The organism is Rhodococcus sp. OS5, assembly GCF_056837585.1.
The window spans coordinates 2,783,950-2,804,857 of record NZ_CM166368.1; the positions used below are offsets into that span (position 1 = coordinate 2,783,950).

8 protein-coding genes and 1 tRNA gene are annotated in these 20,908 nt (G+C 63.7%); 5 read left to right on the forward strand and 4 right to left on the reverse strand.

Features of this window, described 5'->3' with window-relative positions; translation table 11 throughout:
• Nucleotides 1-198: 198 nt before the first annotated feature.
• The 4 genes from ACVZUB_RS13180 to ACVZUB_RS13195 are packed head-to-tail and all read left to right on the forward strand — an operon-like array spanning nucleotide 199 to nucleotide 15,854.
• The gene (locus tag ACVZUB_RS13180) at nucleotides 199-12,660 is read left to right on the forward strand and encodes an amino acid adenylation domain-containing protein (RefSeq protein WP_482628472.1); all 12,462 of its coding nucleotides are present in this window, start codon (nucleotides 199-201) and stop codon (nucleotides 12,658-12,660) included.
• Between the two features lie 40 nt (nucleotides 12,661-12,700).
• Entirely contained in the window at nucleotides 12,701-13,714 is a 1,014-nt protein-coding gene (locus ACVZUB_RS13185; RefSeq protein WP_003942170.1) for a Fe2+-enterobactin ABC transporter substrate-binding protein, read from the forward strand.
• The gene (gene entS, locus ACVZUB_RS13190; protein ID WP_007735127.1) at nucleotides 13,711-15,012 is read left to right on the forward strand and encodes an enterobactin transporter EntS; all 1,302 of its coding nucleotides are present in this window, start codon (nucleotides 13,711-13,713) and stop codon (nucleotides 15,010-15,012) included. The genes ACVZUB_RS13185 and entS overlap by 4 nt, the downstream gene beginning before the upstream one ends.
• Complete coding sequence (locus ACVZUB_RS13195) at nucleotides 15,009-15,854, forward strand: siderophore-interacting protein (protein ID WP_161120997.1); 846 nt, start codon at nucleotides 15,009-15,011, stop codon at nucleotides 15,852-15,854. The genes entS and ACVZUB_RS13195 overlap by 4 nt, the downstream gene beginning before the upstream one ends.
• Here the strand turns inward: ACVZUB_RS13195 and ACVZUB_RS13200 are convergent.
• Nucleotides 15,803-17,251 carry an MFS transporter gene (locus ACVZUB_RS13200; RefSeq protein ID WP_372027644.1) on the reverse strand — a complete coding sequence of 483 codons (1,449 nt, stop codon included), beginning with the start codon at nucleotides 17,249-17,251 and terminating at the stop codon, nucleotides 15,803-15,805. The two genes, ACVZUB_RS13195 and ACVZUB_RS13200, sit on opposite strands and share 52 nt — an antisense overlap.
• A 522-nt stretch (nucleotides 17,252-17,773) precedes the next feature.
• Here ACVZUB_RS13200 and ACVZUB_RS13205 point away from each other — a divergent pair.
• Nucleotides 17,774-18,187, forward strand: a complete 414-nt coding sequence (locus tag ACVZUB_RS13205) for a hypothetical protein (protein WP_372027646.1) — start codon at nucleotides 17,774-17,776, stop codon at nucleotides 18,185-18,187.
• A gap of 84 nt (nucleotides 18,188-18,271) precedes the next feature.
• On the opposite strand, the gene ACVZUB_RS13210 is transcribed toward ACVZUB_RS13205, so the two are convergent.
• The 3 genes from ACVZUB_RS13210 to ACVZUB_RS13220 form a co-directional block, all read right to left on the reverse strand.
• On the reverse strand, nucleotides 18,272-19,897 hold the full coding sequence (locus ACVZUB_RS13210) for an ABC transporter permease (RefSeq protein WP_372027648.1): 1,626 nt from the start codon (nucleotides 19,895-19,897) through the stop codon (nucleotides 18,272-18,274).
• Nucleotides 19,894-20,685, reverse strand: coding sequence for an ABC transporter ATP-binding protein (locus ACVZUB_RS13215; protein ID WP_019748159.1), 792 nt, complete (start codon nucleotides 20,683-20,685; stop codon nucleotides 19,894-19,896). The genes ACVZUB_RS13210 and ACVZUB_RS13215 overlap by 4 nt, the downstream gene beginning before the upstream one ends.
• Nucleotides 20,686-20,805: 120 nt before the next feature.
• Nucleotides 20,806-20,876 (reverse strand) — tRNA-Cys (locus ACVZUB_RS13220).
• Nucleotides 20,877-20,908 lie beyond the last annotated feature (32 nt).

A 20,908-nucleotide genomic window follows, 5' to 3' on the forward strand; every position in this document is an offset into this window, starting at 1 on the left:
TCTCGTTTCGATTCACGAAAGAGACTGTCCCGCAAGCGGTTGTAGAAGCGCGTGTCCTCTGATTAACGCGTCGGGAGCCGTCGGTTCTCGGGTCACCGGCGAGGCGGATTCCCCGATTCATTGACATTTAGTTTAGGCTACCCAAAACGACGTTAGGTCACCCTTGGGTGACGTGTGTCCACAGACGAGGGGATCAGTGTGAGCGTTCTTCCAGGTTCGAACTCCGGAGCGGCGAGCGAAGCTACGTTTGCTCTCACAGGAGCTCAACTCGGGATTTGGAACGCACAGAGGCTTGATCCCGAATCTCGGAGCTACCTCGTCGGCGAGGTGCTCGAAATCTCGGGTGACGAACCGATCGACACCGAACTGCTGACAGCCGCCATCACGGCGACGATCGGTGAAGCCGAAACCATGCGGCTGCGGATGATCGAGACGGCGGACGGCCCGCGTCAGTACATCTCCGACGAGCCGGTTGGCATCATCCCGATCACCGACGTCCGTGACGAGCGCGATCCCGTAGCCGTGGCGCACGCACTGGTCGACGCCGAGCGCAGCCGGGCGTCCGAGTACTGCCGCCTGATGGTGGAGCGTCCGCTGTACACGTACTCGCTGATCAGGCTCTCCGATCGCGAGATCTGGTGCATCCAGCTCTATCACCACTTGATCGTCGACGGCTACAGCGCAGCCATGATTTCGCGTCGTGTCGCCGCGCACTACACGGCCGCGAAGAAGGGAACCGACGTCGCACCAACGCGATTCGGTTCTATGACAGATCTGGTCAGCGAGGACGAGGCGTACCGGGCTGGCGAGCAGTTCGCGGAAGATCGTGACTACTGGCGTGATGTCCTGACGCCGTTGCCCGCGTTGGACGGACGCGGCCAGCAGGTCACCGGTCCGGCGGAACGAACGATCCAGGTTCGCGAGATCATTACCGCCGACGCCCTCAACCGCCTCAAAGACGTGGCAGACGCGACGGGAACAACGTGGGCCGAGGCACTGATCGCCTGCTACGGCGCGTTTCTCCACCGACTGCTCGGCGAGACGGATGTTGTCATCGCGATGCCACTCATGGCGCGCGTAGGTCGCACGGCACTCAAGACGCCGGCCATGGCAGTCAACGTTCTGCCTCTCCGGTTGACGATTCGCAGCCACGATCGACTCGGTGACCTGAGCAAGCAGGTGGCCGCCACGATGAAAAGCCTGCGCGCACACCAGCGCTACCGCGGTGAGAATCTTGCTCGGGACCTGGGCGTCGCCGGAACCGGCGCACTGCTTCACGGGATCGGAATCAATCTCAAGGCTTTCGACTTCGCCCTCGATTTCGCCGGCGCTGTGGGTGTACTGCGAAACGTCGCCGGGGGACCGCCGGAGGACCTGGGTTTGACGGTGACGCCCATTGCGGACGGCGAAGTTCTACTCGGATTCGAAGTGGACGCGCGTACCAATACTCGGGAATCGGTTCAGCGTCGCCTCGCCGGTTTCGTCAGCATCGTCAACGCGATGGTCGGGGAGGGAGATCCTGCCGTCGGTCAGGTGGAGATGATGCCTGCGGCCGAAGCCGCGCGGATTCTCGCCGGCCGCGAAACTGCACCGCTGCCCGGCTCGGTCGAACTCGTTCCCGACGTGTTCGACCGCATCGTTGTCGAGCACGCGGATGACACAGTCCTCGTGTGCGGTGACGAACGTTTGACAGGCGCAGAACTCGGTGGCCGCGTCCACAAGCTCGCCCGGTTGCTTCGGGCCCGCGATGTCGGCCCGGACGACATTGTCGGACTTGCGCTTCCGCGTACTTCCGAGATGGTGGTGGCTCTGCTCGCGACATTGAACGCGGGCGCAGCGTACGTGGCCCTGGATCCGCAGCACCCGGCCGAGCGGTTGCGAGATCTGATCGACGACGCGCAGCCGAAGGTCGTGATCACCACTTCCACTCTGGCCGAGCAACTCGTCGGAGGTTCTCGGCCCGACCCCCTCGTCATCGATTCCGACGCAGTCCGCGAAGAACTCCGTGCTAATTCCGAGCTTCCACTCGAACTCGGTGAACTGGCGACAGCACGGCATGGTGATCACCTGGCGTATGTCATCTACACCTCGGGATCGACAGGCAAGCCCAAGGGTGTGCTGGTCAGAGGCGGTGGATTGGCGCACCTGCTTCACCACCATCGCGCCACCATCTACCGGGACACCGCCGAGCGCGTCGGGAACCGTCAACTGCACACCGCGCACACAGCGTCGTTCGCCTTCGATGCGTCTCTCGATCAACTGTTGTGGCTGCTGTGTGGTCATCGTGTGCACGTATACGACGAGGAACTGCAGAAGGACGCGGTTGCTCTGGTCGCGGCGTTCGAGCGAGATTGCGTCGACGTGGTCGACACGACGCCGTCGATGGCGGCAGCGATGGTGGACAACGGGTTGCTGCGTACGCAGCGGTTGCAGCTCCTCGTCGTGGGTGGCGAGGCGGCACCGCCCGCACTGTGGGACGCGATCATCGAATCCGGTGTTCCGGCTCGAAACCTGTACGGCCCCACAGAAACGACGGTCGACGCGATCGCGACCACGGTCGAAGGTGCCGGACCGCATATCGGGTACCCCCTCGCGGGTACCCGTGCGTACCTTCTCGACAGCGCGCTCGAGCCGGTCGCCGACGGTGAACGAGGTGAGCTCTACCTGGCGGGACCGCAATTGGCCAGGGGCTACCTCGGCCGCGCCGGCGCGACCTCCGAGCGTTTTGTCGCAGATCCTTTCGGGGCTCCGGGAGATCTGATGTACCGCGCCGGGGACGTGGCGCGGTGGGTGCCGGGGCGGGGCTACGACTTCATCGGTCGCAGCGACAAGCAGGTGAAGATTCGCGGACATCGAGTCGAGTTGAGCGAGGTCGAGGCTGTTCTCGGATCGGTACCCCGAATCGGCGCGGCTGCCGCGCTGATCCGTACGGATGGGGGACGGCCCAGCCTCGTCGGCTACGTTGTAGCCGCCGCCGGCGCGACGCTTCCGCCGCAGGAAGAATTGCGCCGTGACCTCGCCGGTCGCGTACCGGATCATCTCGTTCCCGCCGCAATCGTCGTTCTGGACGAATTACCCGTCACGGTGAACGGAAAGCTCGATCGTGCGGCACTACCAGCCCCGGCTGCCGAATCGGCAGGTCGCGCCGCATCCACACCGCACGAGGAAATCCTCTGTGACGTGGTGGCCGAGGTGCTCGGCCGCGAACGCGTCGGCGTGGACGAGGACTTCTTCGGCCTCGGTGGTGACAGCATCACGGCAATCAGTGTCAGCAGTCGCCTGCGGGTGCGCGGACTGATCGTTGCTCCCAAAGAACTACTGGCACAGCGAGATCTGGGAACCATCGCCGCTGTGGCACGTGAGATTGCCGATGACGCCGACGCCGTAGCCTCGGTTGCGGACGTGGCCACCGGCACCGTGATCGCCCCGCCGATCGTTCGAGCACTGATCGACAAGAATCCGACAGACGAGGCAATCGCGGGCTACGCGCAGTGGACCGCAGTGCGCATCGACGACAGCCTTTCACTGGGTGACCTGCAGTCCGGCGTGCAGACGATCCTCGATCACCATGACGCTCTACGCCTGCTCCTGCGCCGTGACAACGACAGCGGCACTACCGAATTGATCGTCCGGGACCCCGGCGCGGTGCGCAGCGAGGGACTCGTTCGCGCGGTGTCCGACACCTCCGAGCCGTCCCGGATCAGAGACCTCGCGGAGGCGTCGGCGGCGAGTCTCGACCCACGTGCCGGTGAACTCCTGCGAGTCGTACTGGTCAATACCGAGGCCGGTCGACCCGACCAATTGATCGTCGTAGCTCACCATTTGATCGTCGACGGTGTGTCCTGGCGAATTCTGCTTCCAGACCTCCACGAAGCCACCGATGCTGCACGCGAGCGTAGGTCGGCCCGGTTGGCTGCAGGCGGAAGTTCGTGGCGTCGATACGCAGGGTTGCTCGCGGAATTCGGGGCCTCTGGCAGCAGGGCGTCAGAGCTCGAGTACTGGAAGTCCGCGTCGGTGCAGGCGGACGACGAGCCGATCGGCAGTCGTCGTCTCGACCCGAAGATCGACGTGACCGCAACCGCCTCTCGCACGACAACCATTGCGCCCCCGGCCGTCACCGACGCGCTGTTGACCACGCTTCCGGCGGCGTATCGAGCCAAGGCCGACGAAGTGCTTCTCTCGGGTTTGATGCTTGCCTTGCGCTCATGGCAGCACGGCCGCGGCCTCATCGGGCTGCCCGCGCAGACAGTTACCGTCGAAGGTCATGGCCGCGACGCGCTCACCAGCGACACCGACTTCGCCGGAACCATCGGGTGGTTCACCAGTGAGTTCCCCGTCCGGGTTCCCACCGATGCACTGCTCACCGCAGACGATCTTGCCGACGCACTGAGCGGCGGAGCAGCTGCGGGACATCTCCTTCGTGCGGTGAAGGAGGCAAAACGCGCCGTACCCGGAGGCGGAGTCGGCTATGGAGTTCTGCGGCATCTGGATCCCGACACCGCACCTGACCTTTCCGCGTGCGCTACACCCGAACTGCTGCTCAACTATCTGGGCCGCTTCCCGTCCTTGCCCGGAACCGGATGGCGATTGCCGGAGCAGGATCCATTCGCGGTCATCGAGCCGGCGACGAAGGTTATGTCGGAAGTGCTGGCGCTCAACGCATTTGTCCGAGAGGACGACTCGACGACGCTGGCAGTCGAATGGACTGCGGCGGGTTCAGTGCTCGACGGCGCGACGATCGTCGAGCTGCAAGAGCATTGGGAACGTGCGCTCGCTGCCCTGACCGCGCATGCCGCGCTCTTCGAGGGTGGTTTGACGCCTTCCGATTGCTCGGCGACGATCTTCGGCCAGGGCGCGGTGGTCGATCAGGCAGGGATCAACGAACTCGAAGCCGTCCACGGACCGCTTGCCGACGTCCTTCCGCTCTCGCCGCTACAAGAAGGTCTCCTGTTCCATGCGGTCCGTGACGGAGCCGCAGACGTCTACACGCTCACTGCACGCTTCGACCTCTCCGGGCCACTGGACGAGGCGAAGTTGGCCGACGCGTTCGAGACCGTGATCGACAGGCACCCGAACCTTCGCGCAGCTTTTCACTACGAGCAGTTCGAACGGCCCGTTCAGATCATTCCGCGCGGCGCAAAAGTCGAGTGGCGTTCGGTCGATCTGACCTCCGTTCCAGCTGACACTGCATTCCGCTCTGCAGATCAGCTCGAGGACGAGGCCGCCAAGCATGTCTTCGACGTCAGTACACCGCCTCTGCTGCGTGCACTACTGGTTCGGCTGCCCGGCGGGGTGCACCGTTTGGTCCTCAACGCGCACCACCTGCTCACCGACGGTTGGTCGACTCCGATCGTCCTGCGCGAGCTGATGAACGTCTACCACGACGGCGACAGCCGCCTCCCTGCGCCGACGCCGTATCGCGACTACTTGGCATGGATCGCCGGCCGTGATCAGGACTCTGCCCGCGCAGCGTGGAGCGAGCGTTTGCGTGGGCTCACCGCGCCGACTCTCGTTGCCGATGCCGGAGCGCCGCGAAGTGTGCCCGTCGCGCTCGAGGTTCCTCTCGCGACATCGGACGCCGAAGCGCTGATCGAACTCGGCCGTGCGCGAGCGCTGACGGTCAACACCCTGGTTCAGGGTGCGTGGGCAGCAGCGCTCGCCGAAGCGACAGGACAGTGGGACGTCGTGTTCGGCGCCACGGTGTCCGGCCGACCTGCCGAACTCTCGGGGGTGGAGGGAATGGTCGGGTTGTTCAGCAACACGATTCCGGCCCGCCTCGACATCGTCGCGGACCGGCCTTTGCTCGATCAGTTCGTCGATCTCCAGAACGCCCAATTCGACATCGTGGACGTCGAACACACCAGTTTGGCCGAGATCGAACGCATCGCCGGAATCGGGCAACTGTTCGACACGCTCCTGGTGTTCGAGAACTTCCCGAACTCCGGTGCAGGACAGCCTGCATCGCACACACTGCGGGTCGAGGGATTCACCAACCGCGGAGTCACGCACTATCCGATGACGTTGATGGCGCCGCCGAGCACCGGTCTGGATCTGGTTCTGTACCACGATCCGGCAGTTGTCTCCGACGCCACGGCGGAGCGAATGGTCACACGGCTCGCGGAGATCCTGCGTGGGTTGCTGACCGAGCCGACAGCTCCCGCATCCGCGGTGCTCACGGTAGTCCGACAGGCAGCGTCCGTTGCCGATGCGGTGTCTGCCGCGAAAAATGTCGCTGTCACGAAAAAGGTGGCCGCGTCCGATCCTGCGATCGATGTCGATCCCGCGGTCGTGGATGCAGTGTGCGCCTGTGTCGCAACGGTGTTGGAGATTCCCGACGTCGATCCGGGCGACAATTTCTTCACTCTCGGCGGTCACTCGCTCACTGCGATGCGGTTGGTGGGAAGCCTGCGCAAGCTGGGAATTCGCGTCGTCGTCTCGGATGTCTTCGACACCCCGACCCCCCTCGGTCTTGCCGTGGCCGCACGCGTCGATCGGACGAAGTTCTCGCCGGATTCGGTCGTTGGCGTCGATCGACCCGTCGTGACCGTGGCGACGTTCCGCGCCCCGGCGGTGGCGGGAAATCCTGATCACGAGCGGTACTGGGTTCGCACGCTCGCGGACCTGCCCCTCGAAACGGACCTTCCGTATGACCGCCCGCGCGGCGAAGAGTACCGCCCGCACACCTACCTCCGTCAGCTACGCGATGCCCGGTTCGGTGACGAACCAGGATTCGACGCGGTGCTGTTGGCCGCCGTGGCGGCGACGCTGAACAGCTTCGGCGGTGGTCGGGACCTTGCGGTCGGACTGGTCTCGGAAGGGACTGACACCCTGATTCGGGTCGACCTGTCCGGTCGGCCGAGAATTGCCGATGTCGTTCGGCGAGTCGAAAACGCTGTCTCCGAGGCACTTGCGCATTCCGATGTCAGCCTCGACCGAATCGCCGATCTACTCGGGCGTCCGACGAGCAGCCTGTTCGCTGCCCGTGTCGGTCACTCGCCCGGAAAGAGCGTCGACCTCGAATTCGTCCGAACCGCAACAGAACTTCGATTGACGGTTGATGCCGGGCTGTTCGACGCCGCGACTGCGGACGCATTGCTCGACGGTGTGATCGCGGTCCTCGGTCACGAAATCAGCACTGTCGTCGCGGATCTGCGACTGGCGGAAAACAAGCCGGATCGCGACCCGGGCCGACGCGCGACGCCGCCGTCGGGGATCTCGCAGTTGTTCGCTCGACACGTCAGCCGCCACCCCGACGACATCGCGGTGATCTCCGGCGAGGTCGGAATTACCTACGGGGAACTGTCGGCGCGCGTCGACGAGCTGGCCCGCGAACTTCTCGCGGTCGGCGCCGGACCCGAGAAGGTAGTCGCCGTCGCGCTGGATCGAAATGCGGATCTGGTGGCCGGACTGCTCGCGGTACTGCGCATCGGCGCTGCGTACCTGCCACTCGACGTCGATTACCCGACTGAGCGGCTCGAGTTCATGATCGAGGACGCGGCTCCGGTGTGTGTCCTGACCAGTATCGACAGCGCCGGGCAACTTCCGTTGACGGTCGCCACGAGTGTCTTCGTGGACGGTGAGTTCACCAACTCGGGTGTCGTGCTTCCTCCGCCGCCCGCGGCGGGTGATCACCTCGCCTACATGATCCACACCTCCGGTTCGACGGGTCGCCCCAAGGGCGTGATGGTCTCGACGGGCAACCTCGCAGCCTTCGCGGACACGGTACTCGAGGATTGCTGGATCAGGCCGGGCGATCGCATCGTCGCGGTGACAACGGTGTCGTTCGACATCGCGGCACTCGAGTTGCTGTGCCCGCTCGCGGCGGGCGCGACTGTCGTGATCGCAGACCGCAGGACGGTTCGCGACCCGGATGCGTTGTCGGCGTTGATCATCGCAAGCGATGCGACAGTGATGCAGGCAACGCCGGCGCTGTGGCGAGTGGTCACCGAACACGAGAACGCAGTCGGACTCGCCATGGTGCGAGCCCTGGTGGGAGGGGAAGCCCTCCCGCAGGATCTGGCCGACGATCTGGTGGCCAACGCTGCTTCGGTCCGGAATGTCTATGGACCCACCGAGGCCACGGTGTGGGCGACATCTTCGGTCATCACGACCGGCGACCGAGTCACGATCGGTCAGCCCTGGACCGATGTGCACGTGCGAATCCTCGACGACGACCTGCGTGAGGTTCCGGAAGGCGTTGCGGGCGAGCTGTATCTGGGCGGTGCGCAGGTGGTCCGCGGATACCTGAACCGCCCCGATCTGACCGTCGCTCGGTTCGTCGCCGATCCTTCTCTGCCGGGGGCACGCCTCTACCGCACCGGCGATCTGGTCCGACGCCGGCGAGGGGTTTTGCACTTCCTTCGTCGTGCTGACGATCAGGTGAAGGTTCGTGGTTTCCGCATCGAGCTCGGCGAGGTCGAAGGCGCGCTCGGATCGGTGGCAGGTGTGTTCCGCGCGGCAGCCACCGTTCGCGTCGATGCGGCGGGTACCGGAAGTCTGCACGGATATGTGGTTCCCGAAGGTGCAACCACGCTCGATTCGGTACTGGTGCGCAAGGAGATTGCGCGGCTCCTACCCGAACACATGGTGCCGCAGACCATCACGGTGCTCGAAGCACTACCACTCACCCTCAACGGCAAGGTGGACCGGAAGGCATTGCCCGACACCGCGCCGGATCGTGTGCCGAGCCCATTCGTAGCCGTCGATGCGGATCGTCGGGCACGGCTCGAGTCGCTGAGCCCGGGCTGGCAGGACGTGCTGCCACTCGGTCCCTTGCAGGAAGGCATGTACTTCCAGTCGGTTCTCGACGGCGCCGGCGGCACGGATGTCTATCACATGCAGCCGCGATTCGAGTTCTCCGCCGATGCCGCCGTCGACGTTCGCTCAATCCGAGCAGCGGGGGATGCGCTCTTGCGGCGCTATCCGAACCTGCGGGCCGGCTTCACACACGCCGGTTTCGACGCTCCGGTGCAGTTCGTGCCCAGGGCAGCCGAAATGCCTTTCCGCGAAATCGATCTGAGCGCAGTCGCACCCGAGAACTTGGATATCGAGGTCCGCGCCGTCGACGAGGCTGAATTCGGCAGGCTGTTCGACTTGAGTGCGCCGCCACTCATTCGAATGGTGTTGGTCTGGTTGCCAGGTGGGGGAGCGCACCTCGTCTTCACTCAGCACCACCTGCTGACCGACGGTTGGTCGCAGACCTTGATGTACGCGGAGTTGTTTGCGCTCTACGAGTTTGCTCGCACACACGGCACGGACCCGGTTGGACTCGACGGCGCGCTCGACAAGCCTGCGGACTTCCGTGATCACCTGCGATGGATCGCCGAAGCGGATCGCACGGACGCCATCTCGTCCTGGAAGGACTACCTCGCGGATCTCGAGCAACCCACACTCGTGGGTGGTACGGGATCAGGCGGGCGCGCTCCGTTGCCGGTGTTCACCCGGGTTCAGCTCGAACAGAGCATCACCGAGCACGTACGCGAGCTGGCCAGACGTAGCGGAGTGACGCTGTCCACCGTCGTCTCTGCGGCGTGGGGCCTGGCATTGCGCGCCGTGACGGGGCGTGACGACGTGGTCTTCGGATCGACGGTTTCGGGACGTTCACCCGAGGTCGAGGGCGCCGACCGCATGGTGGGCTTGGCGCTCAACACCATTCCCGTGCGTGTCCGGGTCCGGCCAGGCGAGGAGATCTCGGCGTTGCTCGGACGCCTGTTCCGTGAACAAGGTTCGCTGCTGGGGCATCACCATCTCGGGCTCGGCGACGTGCAGCGAAGTGCAGGGTTCGCCACGCTCTTCGACACGCTCTACGTTTTCCGCAACACCCCTCGCGACGAACAGGCACGTCGAGACACGTTCGGTCGCAGTGGAATCGTCGGGTTCGATGCGGTGGACGGCACGCACTATGCGCTCACGCTCGACGTGGATCCGGGTGTCGGGGACGCGGCGATGGCGCTCACACTCGAAAACCGTCCTGACCTGATTCCGCACGACGTGGCTCAGGACATCCTGTCCCGCGCCATCACGATTCTCGAAGTGATGGCGAGTTCCGATACCGCCACGGTGGCGGACACGGCGGTTCCGCTTTCGCGCACCCCCGCGGAATTCGCTTCGGAGCACGTCGTGATGCCACGGCCGGACCAGGCCGGCGGTAGCGTGGACGCACTACTGCGCGAAAGGGCAGCGGCAACTCCGGACGAGACGGCGCTGGTCTTCGGAGACGTCACACTGAGCGCAGCCGAGATGAACTCTCGGGTGGACAGACTGGCACGGATACTCGCGTCGGCGCTGGGGCAGTCGGTACCAGGCGGGGGACCGACCCGTGTTGTCGCGCTCGCACTTCCGCGTACTGCCGATCACGTCGTCGCAATCTTCGCCGTCATGAGAACCGGAGCGGCCTACCTTCCCTTGGATCTGGCTCACCCGCCGGCACGCCTGCGCGAACTCATCCTCGACAGCGATGCGGCGCTGGTAGTCACCACGACTCAGACGCGTGACCTCGTTGTTCCCGATGGACAGGCATGTCTGGTACTCGACGACCCGGACGTGGCCGGGGTACTCGACGGGCAGTCTTCGGCACCAGTTGTCGACGAGGCTGCGGTCTGCGGGCCGACCTCACCGGACCAGCCTGCCTACGTCATCTACACCTCGGGCAGTACCGGAAAACCCAAGGGCGTCGTGGTGGGTCACCGCGGGTTGACGACGATGTATCACAATCACGAGGCCGAGATATTCACTCCGACCGAAAACAGTGTGGGTGGCCGACGTCTGCGCATCGCGCATACAGTCTCGTTCTCGTTCGACATGTCGTGGGAGGAACTGTTCTGGTTGCTCGCGGGGCACGAAGTTCACGTGATCGACGAGCAGGCGCGACTGGACCCCGCGTCTCTGGTGAAGCATTACCGCGAAGTCGGTATCGACGTCGTGAATGTAACCCCCTCGTATGCCAGGGAACTGATGGCCGCCGGTCTCCTCGACGGTGAGCGGACGCCGGTGTTGGTGATGCTCGGCGGAGAAGCTGTACCTGCCGAGTTGTGGTCGCGATTGCGCGATCAGGACGGTGTCGACGGGTACGACCTTTACGGGCCGACGGAGTTCACGATCAACGCGATGGGATCCCCGGTTCAGGGGAGCGAGACACCCTGCTTGGGTCGTCCGATTCTGAACGCGTCTGCGCGGGTACTCGATTCGGGTCTGCGGGAGGTACCGATCGGAGCGGCGGGCGAGCTGTACATGTCCGGAGACGGAACGGCGATGGGTTACCTTCACCGGACCGCGTTGACCTCCGCTGTGTTCGTTGCTGATCCCTACTCCGTCGGCAAGCGCATGTACCGCACGGGTGACGTTGTACTGCGTCGCCGCGACGGCGAACTCGAATATCTGGGTCGCGCAGACCATCAGGTCAAGATCCGAGGCATTCGGATCGAATTGGGTGAAGTCGAATCCGCGCTGGCGTCGTTGCCGGGAGTGTTGAGAGCGGCAGCGTCAGTCCGTAGCGAAGGCGGTGCGCCGCCGCGACTGGTCGGCTACGTCATCGAAGAACCCGGCGGTGATCCAGTCGATCTGCGAGCTGCGTTGCGGGAACGCGTACCGGCACACCTGGTTCCGTCGGACATCGTCGTCGTGGATTCGATCCCGTTGACGCCCAACGGAAAACTGGACCGCGGTGCGTTGCCGGCACCCCCCGCCCGAGCAGCGGCCCGAGCACCGCGAACCGAGATGGAAAGGCAACTGTGCCAGGTCTTTGCGCGGGTACTCGGCGTCGAGGCAGTCGATCCCGAAGAGAGTTTCTTCGATCTCGGCGGCGACTCGCTTCGAGCTATGCGACTGGTGGGGGAGATGGAGCACGACCTGTCGGTGAGCGTCGGTGTGGGAACGCTGATGGCCCGTCCGACAGTTGCAGAACTTGCAGTACACCTTGACGAGTCGGCGTCCGAAATCGATCTGAGTCGTGATCGCCTCCTGACACTGCGAGCCGAAGGCAGCGGAGAACCACTGTTCTGCGTGCATCCGGCCGGTGGATTCGCTTGGCCCTTTGCGCCTTTGACCGGTGTTCTCGAGGCCGACCGTCCACTGTTCGGCCTGCAACTGCCCACAGTTGCCGGGGAGCCACTCGAACCGACGAACGTGGACCAACTGGCAGCGATGTACGTCGACACGATTCGCGGCGTGCAACCGAGCGGGCCGTACCACCTGCTCGGCTACTCGTTCGGTGGCAACGTCGTTGCCGCGATGGCGGCTCAGCTGGTCGATATCGGCGAGACAGTGGAGTTCGCCGGTCTGATCGATACTCATCCACTGGGAGATCGTGACGATCGCGGTCGCGACGATGCCGACGACCGAGATCTGGCCGCCGCCCTGCCACCCGAGATCCTCACTCAGGCACCGGGACTGGTCGACGCTGTTCGGGCGGGTTTTGATGCCACTCGTTTGCTCGTGGCCAGCTCGACCGACACAACCTACGACGGACCGGTTACTCTGATCACCGCCGACGCCGAGGCGTCCGGACAGCTGCTGGCTGATCGCTGGCGCGGAGTCCGCGGGGACCAGGACATGGCAGTACACCATCTGCCGTACGACCACGCCGGATTGGTGACCCCAGCCGGGTGGGCGGCGATTGCCCCGCTGCTCGACAGCTATTTGTCGAAACGCACGGCCACATAGTTCGAAAACCACACAGTTGAAACACAATGGGAGCTCAATGATGAAGTCCACACCGCCCCTCGCGATACGGAGTTGGCGACGTTTCGTCGCCATCGCAGGGTTGCTGATCGTCGCACTCGTGGCGATGATCGGTTGCAGTAGCGATTCGAACGACGAACCGACCAAGGCTGCAGAGCCCACGACCCGCGTGATCGAGACCGAGAAGGGCTCGGTCACCGTGCCCGCGTCGGCGGAGCGCATCGTGGTTCTGAGCGGCGGTCTCGCCGGATACCTGTACGCCCTGGACGCACCGGTGGTTGCCACCGATACCCGCGTCCTCGGTGTCACGAACCTCGACGGTGGATTCCCGCCGGCTTGGGCGGACGCCGCAAAGGCGCAGGGCACCAAGGAATTGCCGGCCGGCGAGCAGCTCAACATCGAAGCCGTCGCGGCGGCTGAGCCTGACCTGATCATCGGCGGTGGCCAGGGAATCACCTCTGTTCAGTCCGAGGAACTCTACGATCAGCTCACTGCTATCGCACCCACCGTCTTGGTCCCCAAGACGGTCGCCGCGTGGGACAAGCAGCTCGAAATCGTCGCCGACGCGGCGGGTCGTTCCGACCAGGTTCCGGCACTGATGAGCGCATACGAGGACAAGGTCAAAGAGGTCAAGGGCAAGATCAAGGTTCCCGAGGGAAACGTCGTCTACTTCCTCTCGGTCTCGAGCAACAAGCCGTACCTCGTTCCGCCGACGGCCGCGCTGCCCGCGATGCTCGCCGAGCTCGGTTTCAAGGCCGACGACGTCATGGCCAAGGCCGGCAACCCGCAGCTCTTCGGCTCGGGTGACTCGTTCGAGGTCAGCCCGGAACTGCTCTCACAGGTCGCCGATGCTCCTGTCGCCTTTGTGATTCCGGTGTCCGGTCGCCCGATGGCCGAACTTGCCACCGATCCGCTTTACTCGCAGTTGCCGTCCTTCAAGGCAGGCACGACGTTCGAGCTCCCCGCCAGCAGCTACCGTCCTGACTACGACGGCGCAATGGCTACCCTCGACCTGATCGGCCAGACCTTCGCATGACTCGATTCGGTGGGCTGGTGATCGATGTTTCACCCTTGCGGACCAGCCGTCCCTTCAGGTACGCCTTTTCCGCGCGATTGATCTCGCTGCTCGGGATCGGACTGCTCGTCGTAGCCGTCCCCGCGCAGACGTACCAGCTCACCGGCTCGACCTTGCAGGTTGCCGGAGTGTCCACGGCGATGGCCATCGCCATGTTCTTCGGCAGCCTGTTCGGCGGCGTGCTCGCTGACCGTTACGATCGGCGACGCACCATCCAGTTGGCCCGCAGTGCTGCGGGTCTCGGCTTTGTCATTCTCGGGTGCAATGCGCTCTTGCCACACCCGTCGATGTGGGTCATCTACGTCGCGGCAGCTGTCGACGGCTTGGCCGGCGGTGTCAGCAGCTCGGCCTTGATGGCTTTGATGCCGACGTTGTTGCCGCGCAACAAGATGGCTGCGGCCGGCGCTTTGGTAGCGCTGACCACCGACATCGGGACGATGATCTCGCCGGCAATCGCCGGCGTGATCATCGCCTCCGGCGGCATTCCCGCGACATACTTTGTTGCTGCGGTGGCCACCGCAGCAACTGTCACGTTGTTCCAAGCCATCGGCCCTTCTCCTGCACCGGGCACGAATCACGAAAGCCCGATGCGCGCGCTGGTGACCGGCGTGAAATTCGCCGGCACGCACACAGTCATTCGCGGCATCCTGATCAGCGGTCTGTTGGTCATGTTCGTCAGCGGGCCGATGGTGTTGCTGCCTGCCTTCGTCGACCAGGTCCTCGGCGGCGGACCCACCATGCTCGGTCTGCTCTACGGCGCCCCCGCTGTCGGCGCTGTGGTCGGTTCCCTCACCAGCGGTTGGACCGGACGAGTCCACCGCAACGGCGCCGCGATGTTGATCTCTGTTGCGCTGATGCCTCTCGGCCTGGTGGTACTGGGTGCGTCGGGAGCAGCGATTGTCGCGTTCCTGGGCCTGGCCGGATTCGGCCTCGGCCGCGCACTCAACGACATTCTGAGATTTGCAGTCCTTCAACAGAACACTCCGGACGAATTGCGCGGACGCGTGTCCAGTCTGTGGATGGTGCAAGCCGTCACGGGTACGGCGATCGGTTCGATGGCAGCCGGGTTCCTCGGGCAGTGGCTCGAGCCTGGCGCCGCGCTACTGGTCTTGGGGCTCGCCGGTGTGACACTGGGCCTGGTTCTCCTGGCAGCATTGGGTTCGGTGCGCCGGGTAACTTCGGAGATCAACGAAGTCGATCTCTCCGAAAACACTGTGCCGGTGGGGAATGCTCCGCCGGAAAAGGAAGGTAGTTCATGAACCGAGGAGACCACCTCGCGACCATCGCCGAAGTTCTGGCGGGGACCACCGGCGCAAAAGTGCCGTACCCCATCGGCATTCGCGAACTCGAAGTTGTTCGCAGCGAAATGGTCGGGACCGGACTGTTGCGTCTGACCTTGGGTGGACCGGAGTTGGCGGGCTTCGAATCGCACGCTCCCGACGAGCATGTTCGCCTGGTCTACCCGGATGCAGACGGAACTTTACGTCTACCCGAACGCGACGGATTCAGCCTGAAGTGGCCTCGTCCATTGCCGATCTCGCGTGAGTACACCGTCCGTCGATACGACGCCGAGGCGGGGGAGCTGGACCTCGACTTCGCGCTCCACGAAGGTGGGTACGCCTCTGATTGGGCTCAGGCGGCCACCGTCGGCACTCGGGTGCACGTGGCAGGTCCGCCCGGTGGCGTCGTGGTTCCGTGGACGTACGACCGCTATCTGCTGGCCGGTGACATCACCGCCCTTCCTGCCATAGCTCGTTGGCTCGAGATGATGCCCGCTGCTGCCGCCGGGTGGGTGTTCGTCGAGATCACCGACCCCTCACAGGAAATCGAACTCGCTGTTCCGGAAGGCGTCGAGGTGCGATGGCTGCACCGCGGTGACGTCCCAGCCGGTCACTCGGATCTGCTCGAACAGGCAGTACGGACGGTCACCGTGCCCGAAGGTGAGCGCCTCTACGCCTGGATCTCCGGTGAGGCCACCAGTCTCAAGCCGATTCGCAGATTCGTGCGCGACGAACTCGGCCTGAGTTCGGGCGACCACCTGATCACGGGCTACTGGAAGCGCGGAGTCGCAGACTTCGACGAGGACGAGGACGACCACTGAACATCGGTTGATGCCGGTTTCGGCATCGTCACCGCGACAACGAGTCCGACAATCGCAACGATTGCCGCCACTCCGAAAGCTGTGGCGAATGCCGAGTGCTGGGGAAGGCCGCCGGATGAAGTCGCGCTCGCGATGATCCCGGCGGCAATTTGGGTTCCCACAGCAGAACCCAGCGATCTGGCGATCGTGACTATTGCCGTCGTGACACCTACGCGGTCTGCCGGTGCGCTGTCGGCGGAGATGACGAACACTGCCGTCGACGCGGCGGCAACGCCGGTACCCGCAAGGATCAGCACCACAACGATCTGCCACATCGTTGTTGCAAAGACCCCGACGGCGCCGCTCAGGCCGAGGAAGGCAACTCCCGCCACCGCAATGGCTTTCGGGCCGACCCGTTGTGCGAGCTTTCCGGAGATCACCGACGCGATGACCGCTGCGCCGTAGCCGACGCACAGCAGGAAGCCGATGGCGCTGGTCGACGCACCGCGGCCGAATCCGCTCTCTGCCGGCACGGCGAGTTGTTGCGGAAGTAGATAGACAACAGCGCCGTAGGTGAACCCGAAAACCACGCCGACGACCACGGCGCTCCACATCGAACGATGCCGCATCATCGTCAGGTCGACCATCGGCTCGGTTGTCCGGCTCTGATACCTGGCCCAGATCGCGAACACGGCAGCGGAAGCGAGAAGCAGCAGCATCGACGTCGGTGCGCCCCACCCGTTGCTCGATGCGCTCGCCAGCCACGCCGTCAGCGTCAACAATCCCAGAGCCAATCCGCCCGCTCCCGGCCAATCGAGTCGGCCGCCGACGTTCGACATGTGATCTCGTGGTGTGCTCACGGCAAAAGTAATTGCGCCGAGCAAAACGAACGCGGTCGGAACTGCATACATCGCGGTGCGTGAGACGTTTTCCGCGACGGGCCCGGACAATACGACTCCCAGAGCGCCGCCGGCCACTACAACAGCCCCGAGCAAACCCGTGGCCGTCTTCAGTCGGTCCGAGGACAAAGTGCGTCGTAGGACCACGAAGCTCACGGGAAGCAACCCGATTCCGAATCCCTGGAGAAATTGGCCGAGGACGAACAGCGGGAAGATCTTTGCGAGAGCGGACACGCTGCCGCCCAGGACAACGATTGTCGTGATCGCGAGCAAGGTGGGGCGGGCGCCGTACACGTCGGCTATTCGCCCGGCCATCGGCGTGACGAGGACAGTGCTCAACGTCAGAGCGACGGATGCGAGCGCTCCGACGTCGGCCGTCACTCCGAAGTCTCTCTGTATCAGGGGGAGTGCGGGGACGATGATGCTTTCGAGCGCGGCCACGGCAGCGATCAGCAGGGTCAGGCTTGCGATAGTTGCTACCGGTCGCGGCTGATTGCCGAAGACGCTCTCTGTGGTCATCGTGCTCTCTTTCGATCGGGGAGTGAGGAGCTTATGGACGCGACGAAACGCCGCCCCTCCAAGAGCCCGGAAGGGTTGTGGCACTGGATATATCGGGCTGTCAAGTAGACCGTCTCTTTATTTCGTTACGCGTACCGTTATTGTGGAGAAATGTAATCGGATTCAGCGCACAAAGCAAGAGTCGGATGGGGTGGAAATGGTGTCATGTATCGCCAGATCGCAACGGGCAGACTTTTGCTGCCACCGTCGGTCGGTGTCAGGTGATGTGACGATGGGGCTCATTTCTCGATGAGCATGACGCTGGTCACCAAAATGCTTCTCCGAGCAGGGAGTTCATCTGCCGGACACATCCAAGGTCCCCGTTTGAATGCCGGGTTTGTTAGCTTTCTGCCTGTGACGCGACGTCACGGAAAGTTCACGAATCACGGAGGATCATCATGGGTTCTATTTCAACGATCATCGGAATCTTCGAGCTCTACAAGCTTCTCGAGCCGCTGCTGAGCTCGCTGAGCTGATTCAGGTGTGATTTCGCTGTTGAGCCGGGGCGCCGAGGGACTCGGCTCGACAGCGGATCTCGAGGATCCGGCGCGATCAGGACCCGTGGAACGGATGTCGGCACCGGCAGAATTCCATCGCTCCGGTGTAGTGGTCCATCACCAGGATTTCTGCACACCGAGCGGGCTGCGGTGCGAACCTGAGGCAGCGCTCGATCCAGCCGCGCTCCAGCGAAGGGGCGGGGTGCGCGCAGTTCCCGCATCGGCCGGGACGTTCGGCGACACGTACGGAACCGTGGTGTTCCGGGGACATGCCAAACATCTTGGTGGTGCGATGTTTCCAGGGCAATGGTTCGGCTCGAGCGGAAGCTATGTCACGAAAGCCCGGCGGCGATATGCGAGGACCGAACCCGTTGAGCTGCGCTACCTGGATCCCGGATAATCCGATTGCCCAGACTGAGTTTTTTGGTGCAAGTTGCGGCTACTGCGCTGACGCCCAGAAATTCTCGGACTATCTGGGCAACGATCATGCGGTGGTAACCGCGAACAGAATCCGATCCGGCTCGCGTTGCATACGGGTGATCGCGACGCGGCCCCCGATCCAAGCACCAAGTGCACCAATCGCAACAGCGACAGGGATGGCGGAATAGTTCACCGGATTCGGTAGCAGCGCCCCGAGTAGCACGCCGGGCGCCGTTGTCGCGGCGAAGATGACGATGGCGAGAATGATCAGTCCGAAGGACGAGCCGTTGAAGGATCCGCGGGTGTTGAGGGAGAACGACTTCTTCATCTCCGGGACCGGGTAGGGGGCTTTGGCGGATATCGCTACTGCCAGTCCTGCACCGACTCCCATCATCGAAATGCCGACGGCGAGCGGCACGGCCAGTCGGTCGGTCCCGAGGTCCCCGAAGATCCGTACAGCAGCTGTTGCGACGACCACGAAGGGTGTCATCACGATCGCCCACGCGAGTTGTCGGCCCCGGACGTCAGCGGCAGCGGCTTCGGGGATCATCACCAGATGCCAGATCGATGCGCCGTCGAATCCGTACAGATTCGATCCGGCTGCCATTGCCAGGTAGATCAGGAACCAGGCACCCCATGCGGCGGAGAAGGGGATCGATGACGAGATCAGCGGTCCGAAGCCGGAGACCAAGGTCATGATGGCAACGGAGAGCAGTTGTGTTCGTCGGCGCATGTCTCCGTGCCAGAGCGAAAGCTCGCGAGAGATGACGGTGCCCAGTCGGGATGCGCGCCAACCGGTTCGAATGTCGCGGCCCTGGTTCTTCAATTGCACGGAAGTGGCGCCCGCTGATTCTGCGACCTTCCCGTTGAAGTAGCGAACGACCAGGCGTTGCCATGACCACAGCAGTGCGAGATCGACCAGCACCAGGGCGAGGACTGCTCCGGCGGCGAGGAGCCAGGCGCCTCCTGCTGCTGCGTCGACACTGGTGATTCCCCACGCGAACGGGATCGAATGCGCGACCGTGAGCGGCCACGTGACGTCGCCGTCCACGACCGTGCCGAGGCGACTCTGCAGCGGAAATTGCAGCAGATACAGTCCGCCGAAGAACGTGCCGAATGCCAACAGTCCCAGTTCGCGGCTGCGACGACTCCGCAGGAGCTGCGACATCGCCAGCATCGCGACCCGTGAGGTGCCGACAATGAGCAGGACCGTTGCGGGCCAAGCGATAATGGCCAGTGGCAGTGCGGCAGGGTGGTGTGTAGCGGCATAAATTGGAATCGCTGCTGCAGCCAACGCGGTAATCGGCACGGTCATACCGACCAGCGACGTCGAGAACAGTGCTCTGGCGAGTCGGACGGGTTCCAGGGGGAGTAGTTGGAAATGTCTGGGGTGAAGATTGTCATCTGACAGACCAGACATGATCGGCATCAAGATCCACATCACGGCGATAGCCGAAAGTGCGAGACTGGTTGTGCCGCTGACGAGATCGGGAGAAACACCGTTCTTTCCCGAAGCTCGTAGGCACAGTAGCGCTGCCCCCAGAACCCCGAACAACGCTGCAATGACCTTGATTACAGCTCTTCCACCGGTGAACTGACGTTTGTAGAGGGTCATGCGCATGCGGAGAACAGTGCGCCACACAGAGACCGACGGGTTCCAGCGTGTCGGTGAAAAGCTGGTGGTGGTCATGCGCGCATCCATGACAGTCCGTCGGGATTGGGACTGCGGCTACCGACAAGGCGAACGAATGCCTCGTCGAGAGTGTTGCCTGCGCGCACCTCGTCGACCGTTCCTGAAGCCACGACGCGACCGTCTGCGATGACTCCGATGTGAGTACACAGTTGTTCGACAAGGGCCATCACGTGACTGGAAAGAATGACCGAGCCACCTGAGTGGACGAACGAGAGCAGAATGCTCCGAATTCCGGCCGAAGAAATGGGGTCGACAGCTTCGAACGGCTCATCCAGTACCAGTAAGCGAGGGCCGTGCAACAAGGCCGAGGCCAACCCGATTTTCTTCGTCATGCCCGCTGAATAATCGGCGATGACCGTTCCACCTGCATCGGCGAGATCGAGCGCGGCCAACAGTTCGTCGCGTCGTGACGCGATGACGTCCTCCGGCATACCGCGCAGTCGCCCGAAATAGGTGAGTAGTTCATGACCGGTGAACTGGGCGGGTAGCGCCAAACCGTCGGGTAGGACGCCGAGCAGACTCTTCGCTGCCACAGGGTCGTTCCACACGTCGTAGCCGTACACCAGGCTGCGACCGTAGTGCGGGCGAAGCAATCCGACAGCCATCGACAGTGTGGTCGTTTTTCCCGCACCATTCGGCCCAACCAGTCCGAACAACGAACCTGAGGGCACCGCAAGGGAAAGGTCGTTGACAGCAACTTTCGCGCCGAACGCCATGCAGAGGTGTTCCACTTGCAAAGCCATCGGTCCGGGAGGTAACTGTCCTGTCTCGGGGAGAGGGTGCATCGATCGAGGGTAACTGTCCGCAGTCCTCTGCGCGGAGACGGAGCGGAGCGATGCAGGCTGCGTGCACCGAATGTCATTCCTAGGTGGGGGTTGCGACATGAGTCGCTGGTTCGCAAGGGGAGCGGATGGCAGGAGTCGAACCTGCGTGGACGGTTTTGCAGACCGCTGCCTTGCCGCTCGGCCACACCCGCATTGATCCAATTATGTTCGTAGTGAACAACAG